21 protein-coding genes and 1 pseudogene are annotated in these 24,483 nt (G+C 60.6%); 8 read left to right on the top strand and 14 right to left on the bottom strand.

Features of this window, described 5'->3' with window-relative positions:
* Positions 1 to 1,842 carry a dihydroxy-acid dehydratase gene (ilvD, locus tag ACI512_RS01385; protein ID WP_003195159.1) on the bottom strand — a complete coding sequence of 614 codons (1,842 nt, stop codon included), beginning with the start codon at positions 1,840 to 1,842 and terminating at the stop codon, positions 1 to 3.
* 292 nt (positions 1,843 to 2,134) lie between these two features.
* On the opposite strand from ilvD, the gene ACI512_RS01380 reads away from it, so the two are divergent.
* Positions 2,135 to 3,868 (top strand): DUF4153 domain-containing protein, encoded by a 1,734-nt coding sequence (locus tag ACI512_RS01380; protein WP_231807802.1) that lies wholly within the window; start codon positions 2,135 to 2,137, stop codon positions 3,866 to 3,868.
* Here ACI512_RS01380 and ACI512_RS01375 read toward each other — a convergent pair.
* The 4 genes and pseudogenes from ACI512_RS01375 to ACI512_RS01360 all read right to left on the bottom strand — a co-directional run bounded on the left by ACI512_RS01375 (position 3,843) and on the right by ACI512_RS01360 (position 7,832).
* Positions 3,843 to 5,057, bottom strand: a complete 1,215-nt coding sequence (locus tag ACI512_RS01375) for an MFS transporter (protein ID WP_231807801.1) — start codon at positions 5,055 to 5,057, stop codon at positions 3,843 to 3,845. The genes ACI512_RS01380 and ACI512_RS01375 overlap by 26 nt on opposite strands.
* 120 nt (positions 5,058 to 5,177) lie before the next feature.
* Positions 5,178 to 5,651 (bottom strand): annotated as a pseudogene (locus ACI512_RS01370) (SagB/ThcOx family dehydrogenase); the annotation flags it as partial.
* Positions 5,652 to 5,684: 33 nt separating this feature from the next.
* On the bottom strand, positions 5,685 to 6,257 hold the full coding sequence (locus tag ACI512_RS01365; RefSeq protein WP_329614651.1) for a hypothetical protein: 573 nt from the start codon (positions 6,255 to 6,257) through the stop codon (positions 5,685 to 5,687).
* 378 nt (positions 6,258 to 6,635) lie between these two features.
* On the bottom strand, positions 6,636 to 7,832 hold the full coding sequence (locus tag ACI512_RS01360) for a class I SAM-dependent rRNA methyltransferase (RefSeq protein WP_015886370.1): 1,197 nt from the start codon (positions 7,830 to 7,832) through the stop codon (positions 6,636 to 6,638).
* Positions 7,833 to 8,126: 294 nt separating this feature from the next.
* On the opposite strand from ACI512_RS01360, the gene ACI512_RS01355 reads away from it, so the two are divergent.
* A complete protein-coding gene (locus ACI512_RS01355) occupies positions 8,127 to 8,939 on the top strand; it encodes an HDOD domain-containing protein (RefSeq protein WP_173390415.1) in 813 nt (270 codons plus the stop codon).
* 21 nt (positions 8,940 to 8,960) lie between these two features.
* Positions 8,961 to 9,773 carry a bifunctional DNA-formamidopyrimidine glycosylase/DNA-(apurinic or apyrimidinic site) lyase gene (gene mutM / locus ACI512_RS01350; protein WP_405121584.1) on the top strand — a complete coding sequence of 271 codons (813 nt, stop codon included), beginning with the start codon at positions 8,961 to 8,963 and terminating at the stop codon, positions 9,771 to 9,773.
* Between the two features lie 120 nt (positions 9,774 to 9,893).
* On the opposite strand, the gene ACI512_RS01345 is transcribed toward mutM, so the two are convergent.
* The 5 genes from ACI512_RS01345 to ACI512_RS01325 form a co-directional block, all read right to left on the bottom strand.
* Complete coding sequence (locus ACI512_RS01345) at positions 9,894 to 10,145, bottom strand: YfhL family 4Fe-4S dicluster ferredoxin (protein ID WP_003195146.1); 252 nt, start codon at positions 10,143 to 10,145, stop codon at positions 9,894 to 9,896.
* Between the two features lie 271 nt (positions 10,146 to 10,416).
* Positions 10,417 to 10,896, bottom strand: coding sequence for a pantetheine-phosphate adenylyltransferase (gene coaD, locus ACI512_RS01340; RefSeq protein ID WP_003176711.1), 480 nt, complete (start codon positions 10,894 to 10,896; stop codon positions 10,417 to 10,419).
* 103 nt (positions 10,897 to 10,999) lie between these two features.
* Positions 11,000 to 12,595: a GMC family oxidoreductase gene (locus tag ACI512_RS01335; protein ID WP_015886367.1), complete on the bottom strand. Its 1,596-nt coding sequence runs from the start codon at positions 12,593 to 12,595 to the stop codon at positions 11,000 to 11,002.
* An 83-nt stretch (positions 12,596 to 12,678) separates the two neighbouring features.
* Positions 12,679 to 13,224: a hypothetical protein gene (locus ACI512_RS01330; protein WP_064054332.1), complete on the bottom strand. Its 546-nt coding sequence runs from the start codon at positions 13,222 to 13,224 to the stop codon at positions 12,679 to 12,681.
* A gap of 28 nt (positions 13,225 to 13,252) precedes the next feature.
* The gene (locus ACI512_RS01325) at positions 13,253 to 14,680 is read right to left on the bottom strand and encodes a coniferyl aldehyde dehydrogenase (RefSeq protein ID WP_236378295.1); all 1,428 of its coding nucleotides are present in this window, start codon (positions 14,678 to 14,680) and stop codon (positions 13,253 to 13,255) included.
* A 146-nt stretch (positions 14,681 to 14,826) separates the two neighbouring features.
* Here ACI512_RS01325 and ACI512_RS01320 point away from each other — a divergent pair, with 146 nt between their 5' ends.
* Together ACI512_RS01320 and ACI512_RS01315 are read left to right on the top strand one after the other, a co-directional pair.
* Positions 14,827 to 15,498: a TetR/AcrR family transcriptional regulator gene (locus ACI512_RS01320; RefSeq protein ID WP_015886364.1), complete on the top strand. Its 672-nt coding sequence runs from the start codon at positions 14,827 to 14,829 to the stop codon at positions 15,496 to 15,498.
* 33 nt (positions 15,499 to 15,531) lie between these two features.
* Positions 15,532 to 16,386 (top strand): sulfurtransferase, encoded by an 855-nt coding sequence (locus ACI512_RS01315; RefSeq protein WP_236378297.1) that lies wholly within the window; start codon positions 15,532 to 15,534, stop codon positions 16,384 to 16,386.
* Here the strand turns inward: ACI512_RS01315 and ACI512_RS01310 are convergent.
* From ACI512_RS01310 to ACI512_RS01295, 4 genes are all read right to left on the bottom strand, one after another.
* Positions 16,373 to 17,365, bottom strand: coding sequence for a hydrolase (locus ACI512_RS01310; protein WP_231809716.1), 993 nt, complete (start codon positions 17,363 to 17,365; stop codon positions 16,373 to 16,375). The two genes, ACI512_RS01315 and ACI512_RS01310, sit on opposite strands and share 14 nt — an antisense overlap.
* A 146-nt stretch (positions 17,366 to 17,511) precedes the next feature.
* The gene (gene rsmD, locus ACI512_RS01305) at positions 17,512 to 18,120 is read right to left on the bottom strand and encodes a 16S rRNA (guanine(966)-N(2))-methyltransferase RsmD (RefSeq protein WP_236379788.1); all 609 of its coding nucleotides are present in this window, start codon (positions 18,118 to 18,120) and stop codon (positions 17,512 to 17,514) included.
* Positions 18,120 to 19,610: a pitrilysin family protein gene (locus ACI512_RS01300; protein WP_064054327.1), complete on the bottom strand. Its 1,491-nt coding sequence runs from the start codon at positions 19,608 to 19,610 to the stop codon at positions 18,120 to 18,122. Before ACI512_RS01300 ends, rsmD begins: the two co-directional genes overlap by 1 nt.
* Positions 19,603 to 20,958 carry a pitrilysin family protein gene (locus ACI512_RS01295; RefSeq protein ID WP_015886359.1) on the bottom strand — a complete coding sequence of 452 codons (1,356 nt, stop codon included), beginning with the start codon at positions 20,956 to 20,958 and terminating at the stop codon, positions 19,603 to 19,605. The genes ACI512_RS01300 and ACI512_RS01295 overlap by 8 nt, the downstream gene beginning before the upstream one ends.
* A 337-nt stretch (positions 20,959 to 21,295) precedes the next feature.
* Here ACI512_RS01295 and ftsY point away from each other — a divergent pair, with 337 nt between their 5' ends.
* Genes ftsY through ftsX form a run of 3 tightly spaced genes read left to right on the top strand, consistent with a single transcriptional unit; the run spans position 21,296 to position 24,377 of the window.
* Positions 21,296 to 22,687, top strand: coding sequence for a signal recognition particle-docking protein FtsY (gene ftsY / locus ACI512_RS01290; RefSeq protein ID WP_236379791.1), 1,392 nt, complete (start codon positions 21,296 to 21,298; stop codon positions 22,685 to 22,687).
* Positions 22,684 to 23,355, top strand: coding sequence for a cell division ATP-binding protein FtsE (ftsE, locus tag ACI512_RS01285; protein WP_003234627.1), 672 nt, complete (start codon positions 22,684 to 22,686; stop codon positions 23,353 to 23,355). The genes ftsY and ftsE overlap by 4 nt, the downstream gene beginning before the upstream one ends.
* On the top strand, positions 23,352 to 24,377 hold the full coding sequence (gene ftsX / locus ACI512_RS01280; RefSeq protein WP_231808090.1) for a permease-like cell division protein FtsX: 1,026 nt from the start codon (positions 23,352 to 23,354) through the stop codon (positions 24,375 to 24,377). The genes ftsE and ftsX overlap by 4 nt, the downstream gene beginning before the upstream one ends.
* Positions 24,378 to 24,483: the final 106 nt, after the last annotated feature.

Below are 24,483 nucleotides of genomic sequence, written 5' to 3'. Positions count from 1 at the left end.
TTACAGACCGTCGAGCATCGCTTTGTTACGCACCGCACCCTTGTCGGCACTGGTAGCCAGCAAGGCATAGGCCTTCAGCGCGGTGGTCACTTTACGTGGACGCTTCTCCACCGGTTTCCAGCCTTTCTTGTCCTGCTCGACCCGGCGTGCAGCCAGTTCTTCGTCGCTGATCAACAAGTTGATCGAGCGGTTCGGAATGTCGATCAGCACCTTGTCGCCATCCTGCACCAGGCCAATCGCGCCACCGGCAGCGGCTTCCGGCGAAGCGTGGCCGATGGACAGGCCCGAGGTGCCGCCGGAGAAACGGCCGTCGGTCAGCAAGGCGCAGGCTTTGCCCAGGCCCTTGGACTTCAGGTACGACGTCGGATAGAGCATCTCCTGCATACCCGGGCCGCCTTTCGGGCCTTCGTAGCGGATGATCACGATGTCGCCTTCTTTCACTTCGTCAGCGAGGATGCCGCGTACCGAGCTGTCCTGGCTTTCATAGATCTTGGCGCGGCCTTCGAAGACGTGGATGGATTCATCCACGCCGGCGGTTTTCACCACGCAGCCATCCAGGGCGATGTTGCCGTACAGCACGGCCAGGCCGCCTTCTTGCGAGTAGGCGTGCTCGACACTGCGGATGCAGCCGTTTTCACGGTCGTCGTCCAGGGTGTCCCAACGGGTCGACTGGCTGAACGCGGTTTGCGTCGGGATGCCCGCCGGGCCAGCCTTGAAGAAGGTGTGCACGGCTTCATCGTCAGTCTGGGTGATGTCCCACTTGGCGATGCCTTCGGCGATGGACTTGCTGTGCACGGTCGGCAGGTCGGTGTGCAGCAGGCCGCCACGGGCCAGCGAGCCGAGGATCGAGAAGATCCCGCCGGCGCGGTGCACGTCTTCCATGTGGTACTTCTGAATGTTCGGCGCGACTTTGCACAGTTGTGGCACGTGACGGGACAGACGGTCGATGTCGCGCAGGTCGAAATCGATCTCGGCTTCCTGGGCGGCGGCCAGCAAGTGCAGGATGGTGTTGGTGGAACCGCCCATGGCGATGTCCAGGGTCATGGCGTTTTCGAACGCCTTGAAGTTGGCGATATTGCGCGGCAACACCGACTCATCGTTCTCGCCGTAGTAACGCTTGCACAGCTCGACGATGGTACGGCCGGCCTGCAGGAACAGCTGCTCGCGGTCACTGTGGGTGGCCAGGGTGGAACCGTTGCCCGGCAACGCCAGGCCCAGGGCTTCCACCAGGCAGTTCATCGAGTTGGCGGTGAACATGCCGGAGCACGAGCCGCAGGTCGGGCAGGCGCTGCGCTCGTATTCCGCGACCTTCTCGTCAGAAGCGCTGGAATCGGCGGCGATGACCATGGCGTCGACCAGGTCGAGGCCGTGGGAGGCGAGCTTGGTCTTGCCGGCTTCCATCGGGCCGCCGGAGACGAAGATCACCGGGATGTTCAGGCGCAGGGCGGCCATCAACATGCCAGGGGTGATTTTGTCGCAGTTGGAGATGCATACGATGGCGTCGGCGCAGTGGGCGTTGACCATGTACTCCACGGAGTCGGCGATGATCTCGCGGCTCGGCAGGGAATACAGCATGCCGTCATGGCCCATGGCGATGCCGTCGTCCACGGCAATGGTGTTGAATTCTTTTGCTACGCCGCCAGCACGTTCGATCTCACGGGCGACCAGTTGGCCCAGGTCCTTGAGGTGGACGTGGCCCGGTACGAATTGGGTGAACGAGTTGGCAATCGCGATGATCGGCTTCTTGAAGTCGTCATCTTTCATCCCCGTGGCACGCCACAGTGCGCGCGCGCCGGCCATGTTGCGGCCATGGGTGGATGTTTTCGAGCGGTAATCTGGCATGGAGCACTCCGGGCGGCTAATCAAGTAACTACTATCAGGTACTACTGGGGAGTGAGCTTCTAATTGACGACTGGAACACCCGAAAATAGCCGTGTGTCCGGAAGTTGCCACTCGCGTCGCGGGATCGCCGCTTGCTTGGGCCTCGAGCTCATAAACCCGCCGGGGGATGACTGGCGATGAATAGGCCGATTCTACACCGCTGGAGGCTGGAGGGAACGGGGCAATACAGGGGCGACGGCGTTGTTTAGACTGGCGGCCTTCTTGCACTCGCCCCTACTCCAAAGGAACTGGAATGCCCGGTATCAATCGTTTTCTTGGGTTCTACCTGCTGATCGGCCTGATCCAGGGCGTCGTGTTCTATTACTCCGACCAACTCCACCGCGCGAACGAAGCGCTGTTCTTTGTCGCCTACACGCTGGTCCTGGTGGGTGGTACCACGTTGCAACTGCTGGGAGAAAAGGCCCGGCAGTGGCGCTCATTGCTGCCTACGCTGACGTTCACTTTACTGATGGGCGGTATGACGCTGTGGGTCTGCTACGGACCGGAACATATCGGCAATAGCCGTTGGGAGATCAACTCCTGGTTTATCAGCGTGGCGGTGCTGAGCTACGTTTGCGCGAGTTTCCTGTGCGCCTGGCCCTCAGTCAAAGGGCAGCGCTGGCGTTATGAAGACCTGTTCCAGCAAGCCTGGAACAGCGTGTTCATTGTGCTGTACGCGCTGATTCTGGTGGGTTTGTTCATGTTGTTGCTCAAGCTCTGGGGCCGACTGTTCCTGATGCTTGGCATCGAGTTTTTCGAGCACCATTTCTGGAGCCAGGCCTTCCTGTGCATCAGCTTGCCGCTGGTGTTCGCGTTGGGCATGTACCTGGCCGTGCACAGCGAAAAAGTCATTGGCCAGATGCGCGGCATGCTGTTGAGTGCCTGCGTGATGTTGCTGCCGTTGGTCGCGCTGATCAGTGTGTTGTTTACCCTGGTCTTGCCTTTTACCGGGCTTGAACGGATCTGGGCCACGGGCTACTCCACGCCGATTCTGCTGGTGCTGGCGGGCGCCCAGTTGTTCTTGCTCAATGGGGTATTCCAAGATGGCGCGCAATCTCGCCCGTACCCCAAGTGGTTGACGCACTTTATCGAGTTGAGCCTGCTGTGCCTGCCGATACTGGCCGCCCTGGCGTTCTATTCGAGCTGGCTGCGGGTTGAGCAATATGCCTTGTCGCCGCAGCGCTTTCTCGCGCTGGCGCTGGCGCTGCTGTGCGTGTTGTACGGTCTGGCGGCCGTGTGGGCGGTGGCGTTGCGTTCGCCGACCTGGCTGGGCAACTTGCGCGTGACCAACCCGGCGCTGGCGCTGCTGTTTTGCGGGTGGGTGGTGTTGATCAACACGCCGTTGCTTAATCCGATGCGACTCAGCGTGAATGATCAGGTGCGACGCCTGCTGGACGGGCGCACCAAGGCAGAGGCGTTTGATGCGCACTACCTGCGTTTTGGTCTGGAAAAGGCGGGCGAAGAGGCTTACGCCCAATTGCAGGTCGACCTGGACCAGGCGCGCATTCTGGACCCGGATTCACGCCGTGCCTTGCGCGAGCGGATGGACGACACCTCGCTGAGTTTCAGCGAACAGTATGAAAAGGAGCGTGCCCGCCGGCCCAAACCGGAATTGGAGTGGATCGGGCCCAAGCCCAAGGGCAGCGAGCAGTTTGCCGAACTGAGCCTGAACACTGACTCGCCCTGCGAGCCCGGCTGTGTGTTGTGGGCGGTGGATTTCGATCAGGACGGCCAGCCCGAAGTGCTCGCGATACCGCGTACCGACTACCGCGCCGACGCCAAGCCACCGCGCATTTTTGTCCTGAACGAGAAGGGCGAGTGGGACGACCGGGGCCCTCTGTTATGGACCCAACTGCCCGACGGTTATGTGGACACTGAGACGCTGATTCACGATATTCGCGAGGGCAAGATCTCGCTGGTCAAACCGCGTTATCGGCAGTTGCAGTCCAGTGACATGCTGCTCACGCCGGTGATTCGTGAGCCTTAGTCTGGCGATTGGTCACAAGCCCCCACAGGCTGAGCCCGATGAAACTGAGGGCGATGGTCATCAGTAGTTGATCGCCCGCCTGAGCCAGCGCAGCACTGCTGAAGGCGGCGGTGAGAAACATGATGCTGTTGCCCGCCGACGCCGCCGTGCCGGCGCTGCTTGAAAACAACAGCATCGCCGCAGAAATCGCGGCGGGCCGCACCAAGGTGACGGCGAGGGCGCTGATAAGCATCGGGATCAGCAGGGTCACGGTAGTGATGGCGTCAACGCTGACAATCACGGTCAGCAGTCCCCCGGCGACGGTCAGCAACCCGAGGCCGATGTTGATCTGTCGGGACGGCGTGATGCGTTTTTGCAAGTACGAGGCTGCAACGCCGCCAAGCAGGTAGGCCACACCGTACACCATCAGCACCATCGCATATTGGTATTCGGAGAGCTTCAGCGCATCCATGAAGATCAGAGGCGTCACGCTGATCAAGGCGAAGTAACAGGCGAACACCAGCGCGGCGACCCACCAGTAACGCAGAAAGTCTCGATTGCGTGCCACGGCCTTGAGTGTGCGGATGACCGAGACTGGCTCGCGGTGCGGGCTCGCGGACTTAGACGGCAGGGTACAGAACGCATGGATCGACATGCCCGCTGCCATCAGCGCAAAGCCATAGAAGCTGCCTTGCCAGTCGAAGGTTGTTTGCAGCCAGGAGCCGATCAACGGTGACAGCGCGACAAAGGAACCGCTGAGGGTCATGTAATACAGGCGCACACGGGGGCGGTCCTGTTCTGCGAACAGGTCTTCCACCAGCGCGTGGCCCAATACGAAGAAACCGCACCCCATGGCCTGGACGCTTCGAAACAGCAGAAAGGTCAGGTAGTCCGTCGCCAGTACGCAACCGATCGCACCCAGGATCGACAGCGCAATGCAGCCGAGCAGGACTTCCTTGCGTCCCCATTTATCCGATAGCGGGCCGGTGACCAGTTGGGCGATCGAAAAGACCAGGGTGAACAGGCTGATCGAGAGCGCGACTTGCGCTGTGGGTGTATTGAACTTCGCAGACAGTGCGGGAAACGATGGCAGCAGAATGTTGATCGGGAAGAAGCTGATCAGGGAGATGCAGGTAATGAGGGTAAAACGGGAAAGTTGTTGGCGCGTTATATCGCCACTTTGGGGCGGGTAGCAGGAGGGCTCAGGCATTTTTTTTGTTTTCCGGAGTAGAATCAGAAGCCGATGCCAGCCTTGGGTGGCAAGAACTCAATCAGAAAAATGAGTGATTTTTTCCCAAGGTATGCAGTAAGCGGCTGCATTGTCTTTATCTCAATCAGTCCTCAAAAGCTGTTCGAGTTCATCGCTGAAAGCCCGTCCATCACTGTAGCCTCCTCCTACAAAAAGAACTAACTGCTCTCTAAGGTCCTGTATGCCGAGGGCTTTCTCGACTTTCGTGTCGTTGATTGCGGAGGACAGCCATGTGTTAAGCCCCATGGCGGTTGAAATGAGTTGGGCCGTTTGTGCGATGTGGCCAGCTTCTATCAGGGCAACTCGATAGGCTCTGGAGTGTGGATATTTCCACCACAGTTTGTCGAAACGTGATGTGATGAAAATGCCGAACGGTAGATTGTCGATGAAGTGTTGACCGTTCAGGAAGCTCCCAAGAGGTTCTTGGGCTCGGCGAATCAATCTAAGCGCGTGCAGCGTTGGATGGTAATAGTAGAGTCCAGGGTTTATGCCTCTTACGTTATAGGCATATAAATAGCCTTCGCTGGAACTTAATCCGCCACCGGATGGGCTGCTTCGTCTAGCACGAAACGAGGCGGGTGTTAACTTTTAAGTTTCATGGGTTCGCTCTTTTAAGTGTCCTAGTGACAGATAGAGCAGCGTACTTAAATCTTCTAGGGAAACGCTTTTGTTTAAATAGGACCGGCAGGTTTTTCGCTTGATTAGCGCGTAGTGTAGTGAGTGATATTCTTTGAGCGATTCGTTCGGTAAGGGTTGCGGTAGGTTTATATAGTCTTCTGGTTGAAGATGGGCAAACCTATTTGAATCAGGAAGGTTTGTGCTCATCACGCTCTGGCAATGGGCCAAGTATTGGGCGGCCCAACTGCTGCTGTCGCCGGGCTGATCGGCGTCCGACAAATCTTTTGTGCCTATGTGGAATATCCTCGACAGGATATCCCATCCCCACTGGCTACCTAACGTCGGCACATCTAGAAGAATCGAGTTCTTAGTAAAAGTTGAATCGATTCCACAATCGGGATCATAAAGTGAAATGTCGTGAATGAGCTCCATCAAACGCTGCGAGTGCGCGCTGTCCAATTCAAATTGCTCATGGGTCTTGTAATTCCAGATTATTAAGGACGGCGGTTGGGCTAGAAAAAATACATCGGGGTTTATTTGCATTGTTTACACCCTCTGCTTGGGGCTGGGTTGGCATGCAACCCAGCTTGTAATCAACGACTTATTTAGGTATTCCGATTAATGCGAATGCGTGCAGTGTTTTTGACTCAAGTGTAATTGGGTTCATATCAACTCTCCATTCCATTACGTTAAGTTGCTGTCACGCAGGGTGCGTGACCAAAACTAGGTTAGGCGTTGATTTTTGATTTATCTAGTCAGAGGGTGTGGGAGTATTCCGGTGATGCTGTAGTATGTTTTTGCTGTAACGATGAAGCTATATATGGTTTATGGCTTTGTACAAAAAAGTAACTGGTCATTGTCGTTTGAAGTAGGACCTGACACTGCCCGAATTTGGTTGGGCAGTGCCATGCGAGAAAAGACTTAGCTATTAGGCAACAACCGGCACGTAATGCTCTTGATATACCGCGTCTCGACAATCGCCGGGTGCACCGGATGGTCCGGGCCCTGGCCGCCGCGTTCCAGCATCTGGATATTGCGGTCCAGGTGTCGGGCGCTGGTCAGCAGGATGTTCTGCAGGTCGTCTTCCGGCAGGTGCATGGAGCACGAGGCGCTGACCAGGATGCCGTCTTTGCTGAGCAGGCGCATGGCTTGCTCGTTCAGGCGGCGGTAGGCGCCTTCGCCATTCTTCATGTCTTTCTTGCGTTTGATGAAGGCCGGCGGGTCGGCGACGATTACGTCGAAGCGCTCTTCGCTGGCTTTCAGTTCCTTGAGGGCTTCAAACACGTCGCCTTCGATGCAGGTCATTTTCTCGGCAACGCCGTTCAGTGCGGCATTGCGCTCCACGCCGTCTAGGGCGAAGGCCGACGCGTCGACGCAGAACACTTCACTGGCGCCGAAGGCCGCAGCTTGCACGCCCCAGCCGCCGATGTAGCTGTAGAGGTCCAGCACGCGCTTGCCTTTGGCATACGGGGCCAGGCGGGCGCGGTTCATGCGGTGGTCGTAGAACCAGCCGGTTTTCTGGCCCTGGATCACCGGGGCTTCGAATTTCACGCCGTTTTCTTCCAGCGCCACCCACTCCGGCACCAGGCCGAACACGGTTTCGACGTAGCGGTTGAGGCCTTCGGCGTCGCGCGCGGCGGAGTCGTTCTTGAACAGGATGCCGCTCGGCTTGAGCACTTGGGTCAGGGCGGCGATCACGTCTTCTTTATGGGCTTCCATGGTCGCCGAGGCGATCTGTACCACGAGGATGTCGCCGAAACGGTCGACTACCAGGCCTGGCAGCAGGTCGGAATCGCCGTAGACCAGGCGGTAGAACGGCTTGTCGAACAGGCGGTCACGCAGGGACAGCGCAACGTTGAGGCGGTGCACGAGCAGCGACTTGTCCAGCGGCAACTTGATGTCGCGCGACAGCAGGCGGGCGCAGATCAGGTTGTTCGGGCTCATGGCCACGATGCCCAGCGTCTTGCCGCCGGCCGCTTCGAGGATGGCCTGGTCGCCCGCCTGGAAGCCGTGAAGTGGGGTGGCGGCCACGTCGATTTCGTTGCTGTAGACCCACAGGTGGCCGTTGCGCAAACGACGATCGGCGTTGGCTTTGAGACGCAGGCTTGGCAGGGACATGACGTCGCTCCGGAAAAAAGAGCGGGAGTATACCTTTTTGTATAGGGCTCGGTGGCGCCGCCGGACATGTGGGAGCTGGCTTGCCTGCGATAGCCTCACCTCGGTTTGACTGTTACACCGAGGCGCCTGCATCGCAGGCAAGCCAGCTCCCACATTTGATCCGGTTTCAATTCGGGTTTTGAGGTGTCAGTCAGCTTTGCTTAGGGGTTAGAATCCCTGCCTAGCCCAGAGTGTGTACTTATGTCCCAAGAGCTTTCCGCCGAACAGATCCAACAGGCCCTGCAAGGCATCAGCGTGCCGCCCCAGCCGCAAATCATGGTGGATTTGCAAATGGAGCAATACATGCCCGATCCGGACCTGGAAGTGATCGCGCGGTTGATCTCCCAGGACCCCGGCCTGTCCGGCGCGCTGCTGAAGATCGTCAACTCGTCGTACTACGGACTGAGCAACAAGATTGCCTCGATCCAGCGAGCGGTGAATTTGCTGGGCAGCCGGTCGATCATCAACCTGATCAACGCCCTGTCGATCAAAGGCGAGATGAGCGACGACACCATCGTCACGCTCAACCGTTTCTGGGACACCGCCCAGGATGTGGCCATGACTTGCCTCACCTTGGCCAAGCGCACCGGCGCCCAGGCGGTGGATGAGGCCTACGCGCTGGGGTTGTTCCACGACTGTGGCGTGCCGCTGATGCTCAAGCGCTTTCCCAGCTATATGTCGGTGCTGGAACAGGCGTATGCGAATGCCGGCCCCGACTGCCGCGTGGTCGACACCGAGAACAACGCGTTCAACACCAACCATGCCGTGGTGGGTTACTACACCGCCAAGTCCTGGCGCCTGCCGGAGCATGTGACCGACGCGATCGCCAACCACCACAACGCCCTGGCGATTTTCAGCGACGAGTCTTCGCGCAATCCGCAGCTTAAAAACCTGCTGGCGATCCTGAAAATGGCCGAGCACATTTGCTCGTCCTACCGCGTACTAGGCAACCAGGCGGTCGACCATGAGTGGAATGCCATTAGCCACCTGGTGCTGGACTACGTGGGCCTGTCGGACTACGACTTCGAGAGCTTGAAATTGTCGATTCGCGAGCTCGGCGCCCACTGATCCTTCTTGCAAGAGGTACACATGCCCGAGTTACCAGAAGTCGAAACCACCCGGCGCGGGATTGCCCCGCACTTGGAAGGCCAGCGGGTCAGCCGCGTGGTGGTGCGTGAGCGGCGCTTGCGTTGGCCGATCCCGGAAGACCTCGATGTGCGCCTGTCCGGCCAGCGCATCGTGTTGGTGGAGCGGCGCGCCAAGTACCTGCTGATCAATGCCGAAGTGGGCACCTTGATCAGCCATTTGGGCATGTCGGGCAATCTGCGCCTGGTGGAAGTCGGCCTGCCGGCGGCCAAGCATGAACATGTGGATATCGAACTCGAATCGGGCATGGCCCTGCGCTATACCGACCCGCGTCGCTTTGGCGCGATGCTCTGGAGCCAGGACCCGCACAATCACGAACTGCTGCTTCGCCTGGGGCCGGAGCCGCTGACCGAGCTGTTTGACGGTGAGCGTTTGTTCCAGCTGTCGCGTGGCAAGTCGATGGCGGTGAAGCCGTTCATCATGGACAACGCGGTGGTGGTGGGCGTGGGTAATATCTATGCGACTGAAGCGCTGTTCGCGGCGGGGATTGACCCGCGTCGGGCCGCAGGCGGTATTTCACGTGGGCGCTATTTGAAGCTGGCGATCGAGATCAAGCGTGTGCTGGCGGCTGCCATCGAGCGCGGTGGCACCACGTTGCGAGACTTTATCGGCGGCGACGGGCAACCGGGGTATTTCCAGCAGGAACTGTTCGTCTACGGCCGGGGAGGGGAGGCGTGCAAGGTCTGCGGCACCGAGTTGCGCAACGTGTTGCTGGGGCAGCGGGCGAGTGTGTTTTGCCCTAGGTGCCAGCGCTGATTCTATGTGATGGCTGATATTGCCATCGGGAGCAAGCCCCCTCCCACATTTGAATTGCGAACACTTTCACTGTGGGAGGGGGCTTGCCCCCGACGAGGCCATGACAGGCGCTAAACAGCGTCAGGCCTTACCGGTAATCTTCCGGTACTTCTCCATCAGCTGCTCTTCCGTTTCCGGATGAGCTTCATCCAGCGGAATGCAATCCACCGGGCAAACCTGCTGGCACTGCGGCTCGTCATAGTGACCGACACACTGGGTGCACAGGTTGGGGTCGATCACGTAGATCTCTTCGCCTTGGGAAATCGCGGCGTTCGGGCACTCGGGTTCGCAGACGTCGCAGTTGATGCAATCGTCGGTGATGATCAAGGACATGGAAACTCCTGCCAGGGCTGTCAGCCAAGGCATCTGAAAACTAATGCGCGCAATTGTGCCGCATTGGCGCCCGCAGTGCGAGCCTGAGGTAGGTGCTTGTCTGTAGTGAGCGGGCTTGCCCCGCGCTGGGGCGCGAAGCGGCCCTAAACCCTGACGGCAAGGTGTGTTCAGAGGGGCTGCTGCGCAGCCCGGCGCGGGGCAAGCCCGCTCACCACAGCAAGCCTGCTCACCACAGCAAGCCCGATGGCTACAACTGGACCGCTCATCAGAATTATTTCTTGAAGCGCAGCGTCAGCGCATCGGCCACGGCCGGATGTACGAACTTGGTGATATCTCCGCCCAAAGCGGCGATTTCACGGACTAACGTCGAGGAAATGAACGAGTAACGCTCCGACGGGGTGAGGAACAGGCTTTCAACGTCCGGCGCCAGTTGGCGGTTCATGTTGGCCAGCTGGAATTCGTATTCGAAGTCCGACACCGCGCGCAGGCCGCGCAGGAATACGTTGGCGTTCTGCTCTTTGGCGAAATGCGCCAGCAGCGTGGAAAAACCCACCACTTCCACGTTGGGCAGGTGTTTGGTGACCTCACGCGCCAGCTCCACGCGCTGCTCCAGGGGAAACAGCGGGTTTTTCTTGGGGCTGGCCGCGACCGCGATGATCACATGGTCGAACAAGCGTGAGGCACGTTCGACCAGATCGCCATGGCCTTTGGTAATCGGGTCGAAGGTACCTGGGTACAACACTCGGTTCATCGCGTCGTCCTGGCGGAGTCCGTTGGGGAATCGGATGGTATCGCAGCCATCCCGGTCGGCCAAGTCGACTTATGGAGATACATGCCGTTAATCGACGGTTTTTTCATGCCGTTTTCAGACGTTCGGCCAATGCCGTCGCCAGTTGCGCGGTCAAGCCGTACACCGATAATTGTGGATTGGCCCCAATGCTGGTGGGGAATAGCGACCCATCGTGGATCGACAGGTTGCGCAACTGGTGATGGCGCCCGAGGCTGTCGGCCACCGCATTTTTGGGGTCCTCACCCATGGCACATCCGCCCATCACATGGGCGCTGCCCAGGCAGGTGCGGTGCAATTCCAGGTTGAGGCCTTCAATCATTGCGCGCGCTTCTCCCAAGGTTTTCACGTAGCGCGCATCGTGATGCAGCGGCTTGACCGACGTGGCGCCTGCGGCGAACTGGATCTCGGCCATGCTGTGGAACGCACGGCGCAAGCCATCCCAGGCGTAGTCCGACACCTGATAGTCAAGCACCGGCGTGCCATCGCCGCGCAGCTCCACGCTGCCGCCCGGGCTGTCAGGGTGGAAGCCGTCGCGCAGCAGCGCCAGCATCGCGTGAGTGTTAGGCAATTGGCTCATGTCCAGGGCGTTCTGGGTGCCGTAGCCGCCGAGCAAGGTGCTGGCCAACGCTGGATGTAAAGGCGGTGCTTCCAGCTTGTAGGACATTTTGCCGGTGGTGCCGTCCTGCCACTGGAAATGGTCGGAATAGATCGACTGCGGCGCCCCGTAGAACGGGTTGATCACCTCATCGAACAGCCCGGCGGAGAAATTCACCAAGTGCAGGAAGGTGCGTTTGCCCAGCCGTGAGTGCGGGTCGGGCGCGTCCGAGCGCATCAGCAGCGCAGGGCTGTTGATGCCGCCGCCCGATAGCACGTAATGCTTGGCTTTCACCGTGATCCTGCGTCCGGTCGGCGCCACGCACAGGGCGTCCATGGCCACGCATTCCAGGCTGCTGATGGTGTCGCCGCTGTAGATGAGGCGTTCGGCACGGGCCAGGTAGAGCAGTTCTCCACCCTTCTCCAGGGTCGACGGAATCGTGGTCACCAGCATCGACTGCTTGGCGTTGACCGGGCAGCCCATACCGCAATACCCCAGGTTGAAGCAGCCGCGCACGTTGCGTGGGATCACATGCCAGCTGTAACCGAGCTTTTCGCAGCCTTTGCGGATCACATCGTTGTTGGGGTTGGGCGGCAGAGCCCAGGGCGCGATGCCCAGGCGCTGTTCCATTTTTTCAAACCAGGGCGCCATTTCGGCACTGCTGTGGCCTTTCACGGCGTACTCGCTGGCCCAGTGGGCGAGGGTGGCGTCCGGGGTACGAAAGCTCGACGTCCAATTGATCAGCGTGGTGCCGCCCACGGCCCGGCCCTGCAGGATGGTGATCGCGCCGTCCTTGCTCATGCGGCCGATGCCTTCCTGGTACAGGCTGGTGTAGGCCTCGTCTTCGAGCAGCTTGAAATCGCTGCTGGTCTTGAGCGGGCCTTCTTCGATCAGCAGCACTTTGTAGCCCGCTGCGCTGAGGGTTTCAGCGGTGGTGCCGCCCCCCGCACCGCTGCCGATGATCACCACGTCGGCTTCCAGGGTCAGGTCGTTGTCGAGGGCGGCGCCATTGTGGGTTTTCCAGCCACGGGCCATGCCGTCGCGGAACAGATCAGGTACGGGCATAGGAATGCACTCTTATTTTTGTACGAAGTTGAGTTCGGGAAAACACTGCACATCCCCTCCCACAGGGGGGGCGGTTATCAAGGCTAGATCTTCGGCGGGCCGGGGTAGCCGCAGTGGGCCCAGGACGCCGGTTGGAAGTACCAGGCCATGATCACCAGCTTGAGCAGCGAGCCCTGGCCCATGCGCAGCAGGTTCAGGTAGCTGTTCTCCCAGCGGTGCAGGAAATTGCGGATCTGCTCGCCGCTGGCGTTTTCCCAACTGCCCCAAATCCCGGTCAACGGCCCGCGGGTGATACCCATGCTCAATACGTCGAACAATTGCTGGGTGAGCTTGAACATTTCCGGCGACAGGCGCTGCAGGCTGAAGTCGAGCTTTTTAAGCGTGTCTTCCACCCCGCTGGCGACTTCCTGGGCGCTGGCCACGCCCTCGAGCAGTACCGGGATGACCGCGCGCAAGAACGGCAAGTCACTGCTGCGCAACAGGGCAAAGCCGCTGGCCGGGGTGCTGCTGGAGCAACCGCTGAGGCTGGCGCCCAACCCGGCGGTGGCCAGGAACGCGCTGGCGCACAGGCCGATTTTCAAGACGCCGCGCCGCGACAGCGCAGGTGAATCAGTCAGGCTAGGGTTCATTGTTATTGTTGTCCCGTGGGTGGCGGTTTCAGCGAACGAACAGCTTCTGGATTAACTTCTGAATGGATTTGCCGTAGGGCGGGTAGATCAACTTCGCCGCGTTCAGGCGCTGTTTCACCAGCACGCCCTTGGCCTTGCTGAAGGTGAGAAAACCTTCATGACCGTGGTAGTGGCCCATGCCCGACGGGCCGATGCCGCCAAACGGCATATCGTCCTGGGCCACGTGCAGCAGGGTGTCGTTCAGGCACACGCCGCCGGAATGGGTTTCGTGGAGTACGCGGTTCTGCTCGGCCTTGTTGTAGCCGAAGTAGTACAGGGCCAGTGGGCGAGGGCGCTGGTTGATGTAGGCAAAGGCCTGGTCAAGGCCGCGATACGGCACGATCGGCAGCACCGGGCCGAAGATTTCGTCCTGCATCACCGTCATGTCATCGCTGACATTCAGCAACAGGCTGTGGGCCATGCGCCGTGCCTGGCCCTGGTCGTACAGCGGGATCAAGGTGGCGCCTTTGTCGGTGGCGTCCTTGACGTAGGCATTCAGCCGGGCCAGTTGCCGCTCATTGATGATGGCCGTGTAGTCCGGGTTGTCGACCAGGGTCGGATAAAATCCGCGAACGGCCTGGGTGTAGGCCGCGACGAACGCGTCGACCCGGTCTTCCGGTACCAGCACGTAGTCTGGCGCGACACAGGTCTGGCCGGCGTTCAACGCTTTACCGAAGGCAATACGTTCGGCGGCGTCCTTGAGTGGTACGTCGGCAGACACGATGGCGGGCGACTTGCCACCCAATTCCAGAGTGACCGGCGTGAGGTGTTCGGCCGCTGCACGCATCACATGCTTGCCGATGCTGGTGGCGCCGGTGAACAGCAGGTGATCGAAGGGCAGTTTGGAGAAGGCCATGCCGACTTCCGCTTCACCCAACACCACGCACACCAGGTCCTCGGGGAAGATTCTTGCCAGCAGCGCCTTGAGCAGTTCGCCGGTGGCGGGAGTGGATTCGCTGAGCTTGAGCATCACCCGGTTACCCGCCGCCAACGCGCCAACCAAGGGGCCGATGGCCAGGTACAGCGGGTAGTTCCAGGGCACGATCACCCCGACCACGCCCAGCGGTTGGTAGATGACTTTGGCTGACGCGGGTTGGAAGGCAATGCCTACAGCGCGGCGGGAAGGTTTCATCCAGCCCTTGAGGTGTTTGCTGGCGTAGTGAATGCCATGCAGGCTGGGCATCAGTTCAGCGAACAGGGTTTCGTCGGCGCTGCGGTGGCTGAAGTCCTGGCTGATCGCGTTGATCAGCGCCTGGCGCTCGTCGCTGAGCAGATCGCGCAGGGCCTTGAGCCATTGCTGGCGCTGGGCCGCTGGCGGCATCGGGTTGGCTGCGTAGGCACGGCGCTGGGTGTCGAACAGGTGCTGGAGTTGATCCAGCGCCTGGGTATCTTGCAGGTAGGCAACGTTGGCGGACATGGCGGCGTTCCCGATTGTTATAGGTCTGCCTGGATTTTTAGAGTCATTACTCTAAATTGTCAAATGTCATTACGCCTACATGCGGATTTATCCCTACGAGAATAGGTCGTAAGATGCCCCATCACGTGTACAGAAGCTGATCCCCTATGGCACCACGAGTAAAGACCAGCGAGCGCATTGTGCAAACCAGCCTTGAGCTTTTTAACCAGCAGGGTGAGCGCAGTGTGAGCACCAACCACATTGCCGCCCATATGGAAATTTCGCCGGGCAACCTGTACTACCACTTCCCCAACAAGCAGGCGATCATCGCCTTGCTGTTTCGCGAATACGAAGCCCTGGTGGACAGTTTCCTGCGCCCGCCCCAAGGCCGCGCCGTCACTGTCGAAGACAAACGTTTCTACCTGCAAGCCGTATTGGCCGGCATGTGGCGCTACCGTTTCCTGCACCGCGACCTCGAACACCTGCTGGAAAGCGACCCGGAATTGGCCACTGGCTATCGGCGCTTTTCCCAACGCTGCCTGGTCCAGGGCGGCGCCATTTACCAGGGGTTTGTCGACGCCGGTATTCTCAATATGGACCCGGTGCAAACCGAAGCCCTGACCCTCAATGCCTGGATTATCCTCACCTCCTGGGTGCGTTTTTTGTGCACCACCAACGAAAACTCCGCCCACTTGAGCGCCGAGGCGATCAAGCGTGGCGTGTATCAGGTGTTGGTGCTGGAGGCTGGGTTTGTCACGCCCCAGGCCAAAGAGGCAGTGGATGCATTGTTCAAAGAATTTTATGTGCCGTTGAATCAGGCATTGGAAGAAGTGAAGTAGGACCTTTCCCGAATCTGTTCATAGGAGTCCGTCATGCCGCTTGCCCAACTGATCAGCCCCCAGCAATTGGCCGAACGCCAGAAGGCCGGCGGTTTGGTGATCCTCGATTGCCGCTTTGCCTTGGAAGACCCGGATTACGGGCGCTGCAGCTATGCCGAAGGGCATATCGAAGGCGCGCAGTATGCCGATCTGGAGCGCCACCTCAGCGGGCCGGTGACCAAGGGCGTGACCGGCCGTCATCCATTGCCGGCAGCGAATGTCTTCGCCGAGCAATTGCGGGCCTGGGGCGTCAATGCCGACACCGACGTGGTGCTCTACGACGACGGCCCTGGCGCCTATGCCGCACGGGCCTGGTGGTTGCTGGCCTGGCTGGGCAAGCGTGATGGCGTGTTTATTCTGGATGGCGGCCTCAAGGCCTGGCATGCGGCGGGGTTCCCGTTGAGCCTCGACGCACCGGTGGTTGAGCCGGGCACTTTCGTCGGTACGCCGGATAATCGAATGGTGCTGGACGCCGAACACCTGCAAGAACGCCTGGGCCAACCCGGCCTGACCCTGATCGATGCCCGCGCCCAACCGCGCTTTCGCGGTGAAGTGGAGCCCATCGACCCGATTGCCGGGCACATCCCTGGCGCGCAGTGCGCGGCGTTCAACGAAAACCTCGGCAGCGACGGCCGCTTCCTGCCGGCTGAGCAGCTCAAGCAGCGCTTCGCCACCCAATTGCAGGGGCGCTCGCCAGATGAGCTGGTGGCGTATTGCGGTTCGGGGGTGACGGCGTGCCACAACCTGTTCGCCTTGAGCCTGGCGGGGTATCCGTTGGGCAAGTTGTATGCGGGGTCGTGGAGTGAGTGGATTAACGATCCGGCGCGGGGAATCGCTACCGGCGACTGAGCAGCCAGTCAGGAATGCGGCGCTCCAGGTAATAACCGGGGCGCTTCAGGGTTCCATCGACAAAGCCGACATGCCCCCCTTTGGCCAGCAGTTCAAACTCCGTGCACGCCGACAGTTCATGTGCCTCGGGCAGGCTGTGGGCGAACACAAACGGGTCATCCGCTGCCTGGATGATCAGGGTGGGTGTGCGGATATCGCCCAGGTAATAGCGGCTCGATGCACGGCGGTAATAGTCCTCTGCACTCAAGAAGCCGTGCAGTGGCGCGGTAACCCGGCCATCGAAATCCCAGAACGTGCGCATCTTCTCCAATGAGCCCAGGGCTTCCAGGGTTTTCAGCCCATCCGCCCGCCCATCCTGTAGAAAGCGGCTTTGTTTGACGCGGATATACGCCAGCATTTCACGCATGAAATGCTTCTGGTAAACCCGCGAAAAGCCCAGGCCGATACGGTCCGCACACTGGTCCAGGCGAAACGGCACCGACACCGCCGCCGCGCCTTGCAGCCCTGACGCCTCGCCGGTTTCGCCCAAATGTTTGAGCAGCACATTGCCACCCAGTGAATAACCCACGGCGTACAACGGTGCCAACGGCCGCTTGGCCCGCAGATGGGCAATCGTCGCTGCCAGGTCTTCGCTCGCGCCCGAGTGATAGCTGCGCGCCAACAGATTTGGTTCGCCCGAGCACCCGCGCCAGTTCAGCGCCGCGCTGGCCCAGCCTTGCGCGGCAAGGACTTTTTGCAGGCCGGCCACGTAGGGCGAGTTGGAGGAGCCCGTCAGCCCGTGCAACACCAGCACCAACGGCGCTTGCGCGTCGTGGGGGCCGTGCCAGTCGAGGTCGAGGAAGTCGCCGTCTTCCAGCCACAGACGTTCGCGTTGGCGTTCGATGTGGGTGGTGGGTCGCCACAGCGGGCCCCACAGCGTTTGCAGGTGGGGGTTGCCAAGGCCGAAGGCGGGGGTGAATTTTTCAGCGCAAGGGTTCATGCAAATCTCTGTGGTGAGCGGGCTTGCCCCGCGCTGGGTGGCGAAGCCGCCCTAATCCGGCCAATGCATTCTTCCAGGCAGACTGCAGGTGCCTGGTTTTAGGGCGGCTTCGCCACCCAGCGCGGGGCAAGCCCGCTCACTACGGGTCAGGCGGCGCTGCGGTGCCACAGCGCGTAATGCACTCGCCCGGACTTCTGCTCCCGGTGCAGGCGCCATGCGCCCGGTAAGCCCAGGGTGGAAGGCGCGGTCTCGCTTTCAGTGTAGATCCACGCGTCCGGTGCCAGCCATTGACGTTCTTCCAGCAGTGCGCACACGGTCGGCAGCAGGTTCTGGTTGAACGGCGGGTCGAGGAACACCACGTCGTATTCGCTGGCGGCCTGGGTTTCGAGGTAGCGCAGCGCGTCGGCGGTTTGCACCTGACCGTTGGTGCAGCGCAGGGTGCCCAGGTGTTCCTTGAGGCTGGAGACTGCGACATTGCTCGCATCCAGCGCCTGAGCCTGTGCGGCACCGCGGGACAGCGCCTCCAGGAACAGTGCGCCGCTGCCGGCGAACGGGTCCAGCACCTTGGCGCCGGCGATGTACGGCGCAAGCCAGTTGAACAGGGTTTCACGCACGCGGTCCGGCGTCGGGCGCAGGCCTACGACGTCAGGGAAGCTCAGCTTGCGGCTGCCCCATTCACCGCCAATGATGCGCAGTTGGCCCACACCGTTATGCACGTTGTGGACAGGTTTTTTCGGGCGAGATGAACTGGCCATTAATGCTCCGGAACCCCGAGCGGCTGCTCGGCGGGTTTATCAGTGGGGGGCGGTAGTGGCTTTTGCGCAATGGTCGGGCCGGCGGTCACGATGACCATCTTGTCGGCACTCAAGTGTTTGTTCATTGCAGCCTTGACCTGATCGACGGTCAGGGCCTGGGATTGTTTCATGAAATCTTCCAGATAGCTCAGCGGCAGGTTATAGAAACCCATGGCGCCCAACTGCCCGACGATATCGGCGTTGCTCGCGGTAGACAACGGGAAGCTGCCGGCCAGCTCGCGCTTGGCGTCATCCAGCTCCTTTTGCGTCGGGCCGGTCTTGAGGTAGTCGGCCACCACGTCCTCGACCAGGCGCAAGGTGCCGCCGCTCATTTCTGCGCGGGTTTGCAGATTGATCATGAACGGTCCGCGCACCTGCATCGGCGAGAAGCCGGAGTACACGCCGTAGGTCAGGCCACGTTTCTCGCGCACTTCGCTCATCAAACGGGTGCCGAAACCACCACCGCCGAGGATCTGGTTACCCAGCGACAAGGCGGCGTAGTCCGGGTCGGCGCGGTCGATGCCCAGTTGCGCGAACAGCAGGTGCGTTTGCTTGGACGGGAACTCGATACGGCTCAAACCCGGTTTGGGTTCGGTCGGCTGGGCGATTTTTGCCAGGGCCGGGCCCTTGGGCAGCGATGCGGAAACCTTGGCCGTCATGGCTTCGGCTTCGGCGCGGGTCAGGTCGCCGACCACCGCAATCACCGCGTTGCCCGCTGCGTATGCCTTGGCGTGGAAGGCCTGCAACTGTGCCAGGGTAATCTTCGGGACGCTCTCTGGCGTGCCTTCGGTGGGGTGTGCATAAGGGTGATCGCCGTACAGGCGCTTGAACAGTTCAAGGCTGGCCAACTTGGCGGGGTTTTGCTTCTGGTATTCAAAGCCAGCCAGGATCTGGTTTTTGATTCGCGCGAGGGAGTCGGCCGGGAAGGTCGGTTTGCCGATCACGTCGTCAAACAGCGCGAGCGCCGCGTCGCGTTTGTCGCTGTCGCTGAGGCTGCGCAGGGACACCAGCGCCATGTCGCGGTACGCGCCATTGCCAAAGTCCGCGCCCAGGCCTTCGAAGTCGCGGGCGATCTGGCTCACATCCTTGCCCGGCACGCCTTCGTTGAGCATGGCGTTGGTCATCAGCGCCAGGCCCGGTACGTTGCCGTCCTGGCTGCTGCCGGCGGCGAACAGGATGCGCACGTCGAACATCGGCAGTTCATGGGCTTCGACGAACAACACCTTGGCGCCTTCGGCGGTGGTCCAGGTTTGCACATCGAGCTTGCGGTTGGTCGGGGCTTTGCCGTCCAGTTCCGCCAGGGATTGCAGCTGGTTGCTCGATTGGGCTTTTTCCAAGGCCTGGCTGGCGACGGATTCGCTCGGGCGCAGGAAGTACACGGCACCGGCGGCGATCAGGGTAACGACGATCAGGCCAGGCAGGATCAGGCGGCTGCTTTTGCGATCACTCATGAGCGGTCTCCTGAGGCAGGACATGGGCGACGCTGAGACGTTCGCGGGTGAAATAGGTGCGTGCGGCTTTCTGGATATCTTCCGGCGTCACGCTTTGCAGGTCGGCAAGTTCGGTGTCCATCAATTTCCACGACAGGCCGACGGTCTCCAGGGAGCCAATGGCCGTGGCCTGGCTGGTGATGGAGTCACGCTGGTAGACCAGGCCGGCAATGACCTGGGCGCGGATGCGTTCCAGTTCTTCGGCGGTCGGCGGCTTGGCCTTCAGCTCGTCCAGCAGGCGCCACAGGCCGGCTTCCGCTTGGGCGACGGTTTTCTTTTTCTGCTGGTTGGGTGTGGCGCTCAACATGAACAGGGTGTCACCGCGGGTATAGGCGTCGTAGTTGGTGGACGCAGCAGAGACCAGCTCTTCACCGCGTTCCAACTGCTCGGAGATACGTGCGCTGTAGCCGCCGTCCAGCAAGGCGGAGATCAGGCGCAGAGCCTGTACCGAGCGTTTGTCGTCGGCGGTGGCCAGGCCGGGTACGTTGAAGCCCAGCATCACACTCGGCAGTTGGGTCTGCACATGCAGGGTCAGCTGGCGCTCGCCGGGTTCGGCCAGTTCCATCGGGATCTTGGCCGGTGGTACGTCGCGCTTGGGAATCGGGCCAAAGTAGCGCTGGGCGAGGTTCTTCACCTCGTCCGGGGTGACGTCGCCGACCACGACCAGGGTGGCGTTGTTCGGTACGTACCAGGATTGATACCAGTGCCGCAGCTCTTCGACTTTCATGCGGTCCAGGTCAGCCATCCAGCCGATGGTCGGCGTGTGGTAGCCGCTGGCGGGGAATGCCATGGCCTTGAAACGCTCGTAGGCCTTGGACATCGGGTTGTCGTCGGTGCGCAGGCGACGCTCTTCTTTGATGACCTCGATCTCGCGGCTGAACTCGTCGGCCGGCAGGCGCAGGCTGGCCATGCGGTCGGCTTCCAGCTCGAAGGCAACGCCCAGGCGGTCGCGGGCCAGCACCTGGTAGTAAGCGGTGTAGTCATCGCTGGTAAAGGCGTTCTCTTCGGCGCCCAGGTCGCGCAGGATCAGCGAGGCTTCGCCGGGGCCGACCTTGGCGCTGCCCTTGAACATCATGTGTTCCAGGGCGTGGGACAAACCGGTCTGGCCCGGGGTTTCATAGCTCGAACCGACCTTGTACCAGACCTGGGAAACCACCACCGGGGCGCGATGATCTTCGCGCACGACGACCTTGAGGCCGTTGTCCAGGGTGAATTCGTGGGTGGGTTGTGGGTCGGCAGCCAAGGCTGAAAGAGGCAGACAAACTGTGCTGAACAGCAGGCCTGCGGCGCGGCGGGCTAGAGCATTCATTCGTTTTTAAACCTGTTGGGCTGCCCGCTTGGTCTTAGCGTCGGCGGGCGAGGAGGTGCTAGGATACTGATCCGATTTAGGGACGGCCACTGCGGTAGTCATCTTGTCCCGAATCCGGTCGTAGGAATGTTGGAATAGATGGAGGGTTTCCCCGATGATCTTCCACTTTTCGCCGATTTTGTCGCTTCAGTCCTATATTGAGTCGATTTGTTGAGGCCTTTATTTACGCCTTACAAAATGTTGCGCATGAACAAGCGGGCGTTAAAGCAGTCTGTTCTGCATCGAATTTATTTACCGAGGCGCCCTGGCGCATCGCTACCTTGAGATAGCCGTCTCCATGTTTGGTTCCAACGACGACAAGAAGACCCCAGCCCCGGCTGGCGAGAAAAAAGGCCTGTTCGGATGGCTGCGCAAAAAGCCGCAGGAAACCGTTGACGAACAGCCGCAGGTTCAAGCCGAACCGATCCCCGAGCCTATAGTAGAAACCGAGCCGGTCGCCGAAACCCCGGCGCCGGTGGTATTGCCGATGGCTGAGCCGGTATTGCAGCCGGTCGCCGAGGCCGAGCCGGAACCTGAGCCGGAACCCGAGCACAAGCCATGGCTGGAACTGCCGGTGGCTGAAGAGCCCGTGGCACTGGTTGAAGATGTGCAGGCCGAGCATGTGGTTCCACCGATTCCGGTGATCGTTGAGCCGCAGCCGGTTATCGTTGAAGCACCAGCACCAGCACCCGTGGCGGTCGAGCCATTGGTTGCCGCTCCTGCGGTCATCGAGCAACCCGTTGCCCCTGTTGAAACCAGCAAAGCCGGCTTTTTCTCCCGCCTCAAGCAAGGCCTGAGCAAGACCAGCGCCAGTATCGGCGAAGGCATGGCCAGCCTGTTCCTGGGTAAAAAGGTCATCGATGACGAATTGCTGGAAGACATCGAAACCCGCCTGCTCACCGCCGACGTGGGTGTCGAAGCCACCGCCGTGATCATCCAGAGCCTCACCCAGAAGGTCGCGCGCAAGCAACTGACCGACGCCGACGCGCTGTACAAATCCCTGCAGGCCGAGCTGGCCGCCATGCTCAAGCCGGTGGAAGCGCCGCTGGTGATCACCCCGAAAAAGCCGTTTGTGATCCTGGTGGTGGGCGTCAACGGCGCCGGCAAGACCACCACCATCGGCAAGCTGGCCAAAAAGCTGCAGTCCGAAGGCAAGAAGGTGATGCTGGCGGCGGGCGATACGTTCCGTGCCGCAGCGGTTGAACAGCTGCAGGTCTGGGGCGAGCGCAACAAGATCCCGGTCATCGCCCAGCACACCGGCGCCGATTCCGCCTCGGTGATCTTCGATGCGGTGCAGGCCGCCAAAGCGCGGAACATCGATGTGCTGATCGCCGATACCGCTGGTCGCCTGCACACCAAAGACAATTTGATGGAAGAGCTGAAAAAAGTCCGTCGCGTGATCGGCAAGCTCGACGCAGACGCGCCGCACGAGGTTCTGTTGGTGCTGGATGCCGGTACCGGCCAGAACGCCATCAGCCAGGCCAAACAATTCAACCAGACGGTCCAACTGACCGGCCTGGCATTGACTAAGCTCGACGGCACGGCCAAGGGCGGCGTGATCTTCGCCCTGGCCAAACAGTTCGGGTTGCCGATTCGTTATATCGGTGTCGGTGAAGGCATTGATGACCTGCGCACCTTTGAAGCCGAACCCTTTGTACAGGCACTCTTTGCCGAGCGGGAGCGTTCATGATTCGATTCGAACAGGTCGGTAAACGCTATGCCAACGGGCATGTCGGCTTGCATGAGCTGAGCTTTCGAGTGCGTCGCGGCGAATTTCTGTTTGTCACCGGCCACTCCGGCGCCGGTAAAAGTACGTTGCTGCGCCTGCTGCTGGCCATGGAGCGCCCGACCACCGGCAAACTGCTGCTGGCCGGCCAGGACCTGGCAACCATCAGCAATGCGCAAATCCCGTTCCTGCGCCGCCAGATCGGCGTGGTGTTCCAGAATCACCAGTTGCTGTTCGATCGCACCGTGTTCAACAACGTGGCGCTGCCGTTGCAGATCCTCGGGCTGTCCAAGGCCGAGATCGTCAAGCGCGTGGATTCGGCCCTGGAGCGCGTGGCGCTGTCGGACAAGACCGATCTCTACCCTGGCGACCTCTCCACCGGTCAGCAACAGCGCGTCGGCATCGCCCGCGCCATCGTCCATCGCCCGGCCCTGCTGCTGGCGGACGAACCCACCGGTAACCTCGACCCGCGCCTGGCGGCCGAGATCATGGGGGTGTTCGAAGACATCAACCGCTTGGGCACCAGCGTGCTGATCGCCAGCCACGACCTGGCGCTGATCGCACGCATGCGCCATCGCATGCTGACCCTGCAACGCGGCCGCCTGATCGGTGATGGGGAGGCCGGCGTATGAGTGCAACACGCAGCCCAAAAGTCTCCGAGCGCGTGGCGCCGAAACCGGCCGACCCGCAACCGCAGAAGAAAAAACACGATCACGATGACGACGGTCCGGACTTCGGCACCTTGCTGCGCGCCTGGATCGAAAGCCATCGCGCCAGCCTGCTCGACAGCCTGCGCCGCCTGGGCAAACAGCCGATCGGCAGCTTTTTCACCTGCCTGGTGATGGCGGTGGCCCTGAGCCTGCCGATGGGCCTGTCGCTGCTGCTTAATAATGTGGAGCGCCTGGGCGGCTCCTGGCAGCGCGCGGCGCAGATCTCGCTGTACTTGAACATCGACGCCAGCGCTAAAGACGGCGAGTCCTTGCGCGATGACATCAAGAACCTGCCCGGCGTGGCGGATGCCGAGTACATCAGCCGCGATCAGGCGCTGGAAGAGTTCCAGCAACAATCCGGCCTGGGCGAGGCGCTCAAGGAGTTGCCGCAGAACCCGCTGCCGGGCGTGGTGCTGGTGACGCCGAATGAAGTCGACAAGCCGGCGCTGGAGGCCCTGCGACAAAAGCTCGCAGAGATGCCGAAGGTGCAGCAGGCACAACTTGATCTAGTCTGGGTAGAGCGCCTGGCGGCGATCCTCAAGCTCGGCGACCGGTTTGTGTTCGGCCTGACGGTGCTGTTGGTGTCTGCATTACTTTTGGTGATAGGTAATACCATTCGTCTTCATATTGAAAACCGTCGCACAGAGATAGAAGTGATTAAACTGGTCGGCGGCACGGACAGCTATGTGCGTCGTCCATTTCTGTACATGGGCGCGCTTTATGGCCTCGGTGCGGGGATTTTGTCCTGGGGGGTGCTGGCATTTGGCCTGGACTGGCTGAACGACGCGGTGGTCGGGCTGGCCGGACTCTACGGCAGCGATTTCGCGCTGGCCGGTGTGCCGGTAGCCGATGGTCTGAGTCTCTTGCTTGGCGCGGTATTGTTGGGGTATATCGGTGCTTGGATTGCGGTCGCTCGGCATTTACGTGAGCTGGCACCGAAGTAGTTAATGTCAGATTAATGTGGTTTCGTTTGTATTGACCGTATCAGTGGTTTAGGGAACTTGTCCTACGGTTCCCGGTCAATTTTCGCAGTGCTGAACTGCACGAGTT

It is taken from the genome of Pseudomonas petroselini (genome assembly GCF_045037875.1).
Lineage (GTDB): Bacteria > Pseudomonadota > Gammaproteobacteria > Pseudomonadales > Pseudomonadaceae > Aquipseudomonas > Aquipseudomonas petroselini.
This window is presented reverse-complemented; position numbering and strand designations above follow the sequence as displayed.

Coding starts and splice junctions, on each gene's coding strand:
- ilvD (WP_003195159.1), bottom strand. CDS start 1,842: ATGCCAGATTACCGCTCGAAAACATCCACCCATGGCCGCAACATGGCC.
- ACI512_RS01380 (WP_231807802.1), top strand. CDS start 2,135: ATGCCCGGTATCAATCGTTTTCTTGGGTTCTACCTGCTGATCGGCCTG.
- ACI512_RS01375 (WP_231807801.1), bottom strand. CDS start 5,057: ATGCCTGAGCCCTCCTGCTACCCGCCCCAAAGTGGCGATATAACGCGC.
- ACI512_RS01365 (WP_329614651.1), bottom strand. CDS start 6,257: ATGCAAATAAACCCCGATGTATTTTTTCTAGCCCAACCGCCGTCCTTA.
- ACI512_RS01360 (WP_015886370.1), bottom strand. CDS start 7,832: ATGTCCCTGCCAAGCCTGCGTCTCAAAGCCAACGCCGATCGTCGTTTG.
- mutM (WP_405121584.1), top strand. CDS start 8,961: ATGCCCGAGTTACCAGAAGTCGAAACCACCCGGCGCGGGATTGCCCCG.
- ACI512_RS01345 (WP_003195146.1), bottom strand. CDS start 10,145: ATGTCCTTGATCATCACCGACGATTGCATCAACTGCGACGTCTGCGAA.
- coaD (WP_003176711.1), bottom strand. CDS start 10,896: ATGAACCGAGTGTTGTACCCAGGTACCTTCGACCCGATTACCAAAGGC.
- ACI512_RS01335 (WP_015886367.1), bottom strand. CDS start 12,595: ATGCCCGTACCTGATCTGTTCCGCGACGGCATGGCCCGTGGCTGGAAA.
- ACI512_RS01330 (WP_064054332.1), bottom strand. CDS start 13,224: ATGAACCCTAGCCTGACTGATTCACCTGCGCTGTCGCGGCGCGGCGTC.
- ACI512_RS01325 (WP_236378295.1), bottom strand. CDS start 14,680: ATGTCCGCCAACGTTGCCTACCTGCAAGATACCCAGGCGCTGGATCAA.
- ACI512_RS01320 (WP_015886364.1), top strand. CDS start 14,827: ATGGCACCACGAGTAAAGACCAGCGAGCGCATTGTGCAAACCAGCCTT.
- ACI512_RS01315 (WP_236378297.1), top strand. CDS start 15,532: ATGCCGCTTGCCCAACTGATCAGCCCCCAGCAATTGGCCGAACGCCAG.
- ACI512_RS01310 (WP_231809716.1), bottom strand. CDS start 17,365: ATGAACCCTTGCGCTGAAAAATTCACCCCCGCCTTCGGCCTTGGCAAC.
- rsmD (WP_236379788.1), bottom strand. CDS start 18,120: ATGGCCAGTTCATCTCGCCCGAAAAAACCTGTCCACAACGTGCATAAC.
- ACI512_RS01300 (WP_064054327.1), bottom strand. CDS start 19,610: ATGAGTGATCGCAAAAGCAGCCGCCTGATCCTGCCTGGCCTGATCGTC.
- ACI512_RS01295 (WP_015886359.1), bottom strand. CDS start 20,958: ATGAATGCTCTAGCCCGCCGCGCCGCAGGCCTGCTGTTCAGCACAGTT.
- ftsY (WP_236379791.1), top strand. CDS start 21,296: ATGTTTGGTTCCAACGACGACAAGAAGACCCCAGCCCCGGCTGGCGAG.
- ftsE (WP_003234627.1), top strand. CDS start 22,684: ATGATTCGATTCGAACAGGTCGGTAAACGCTATGCCAACGGGCATGTC.
- ftsX (WP_231808090.1), top strand. CDS start 23,352: ATGAGTGCAACACGCAGCCCAAAAGTCTCCGAGCGCGTGGCGCCGAAA.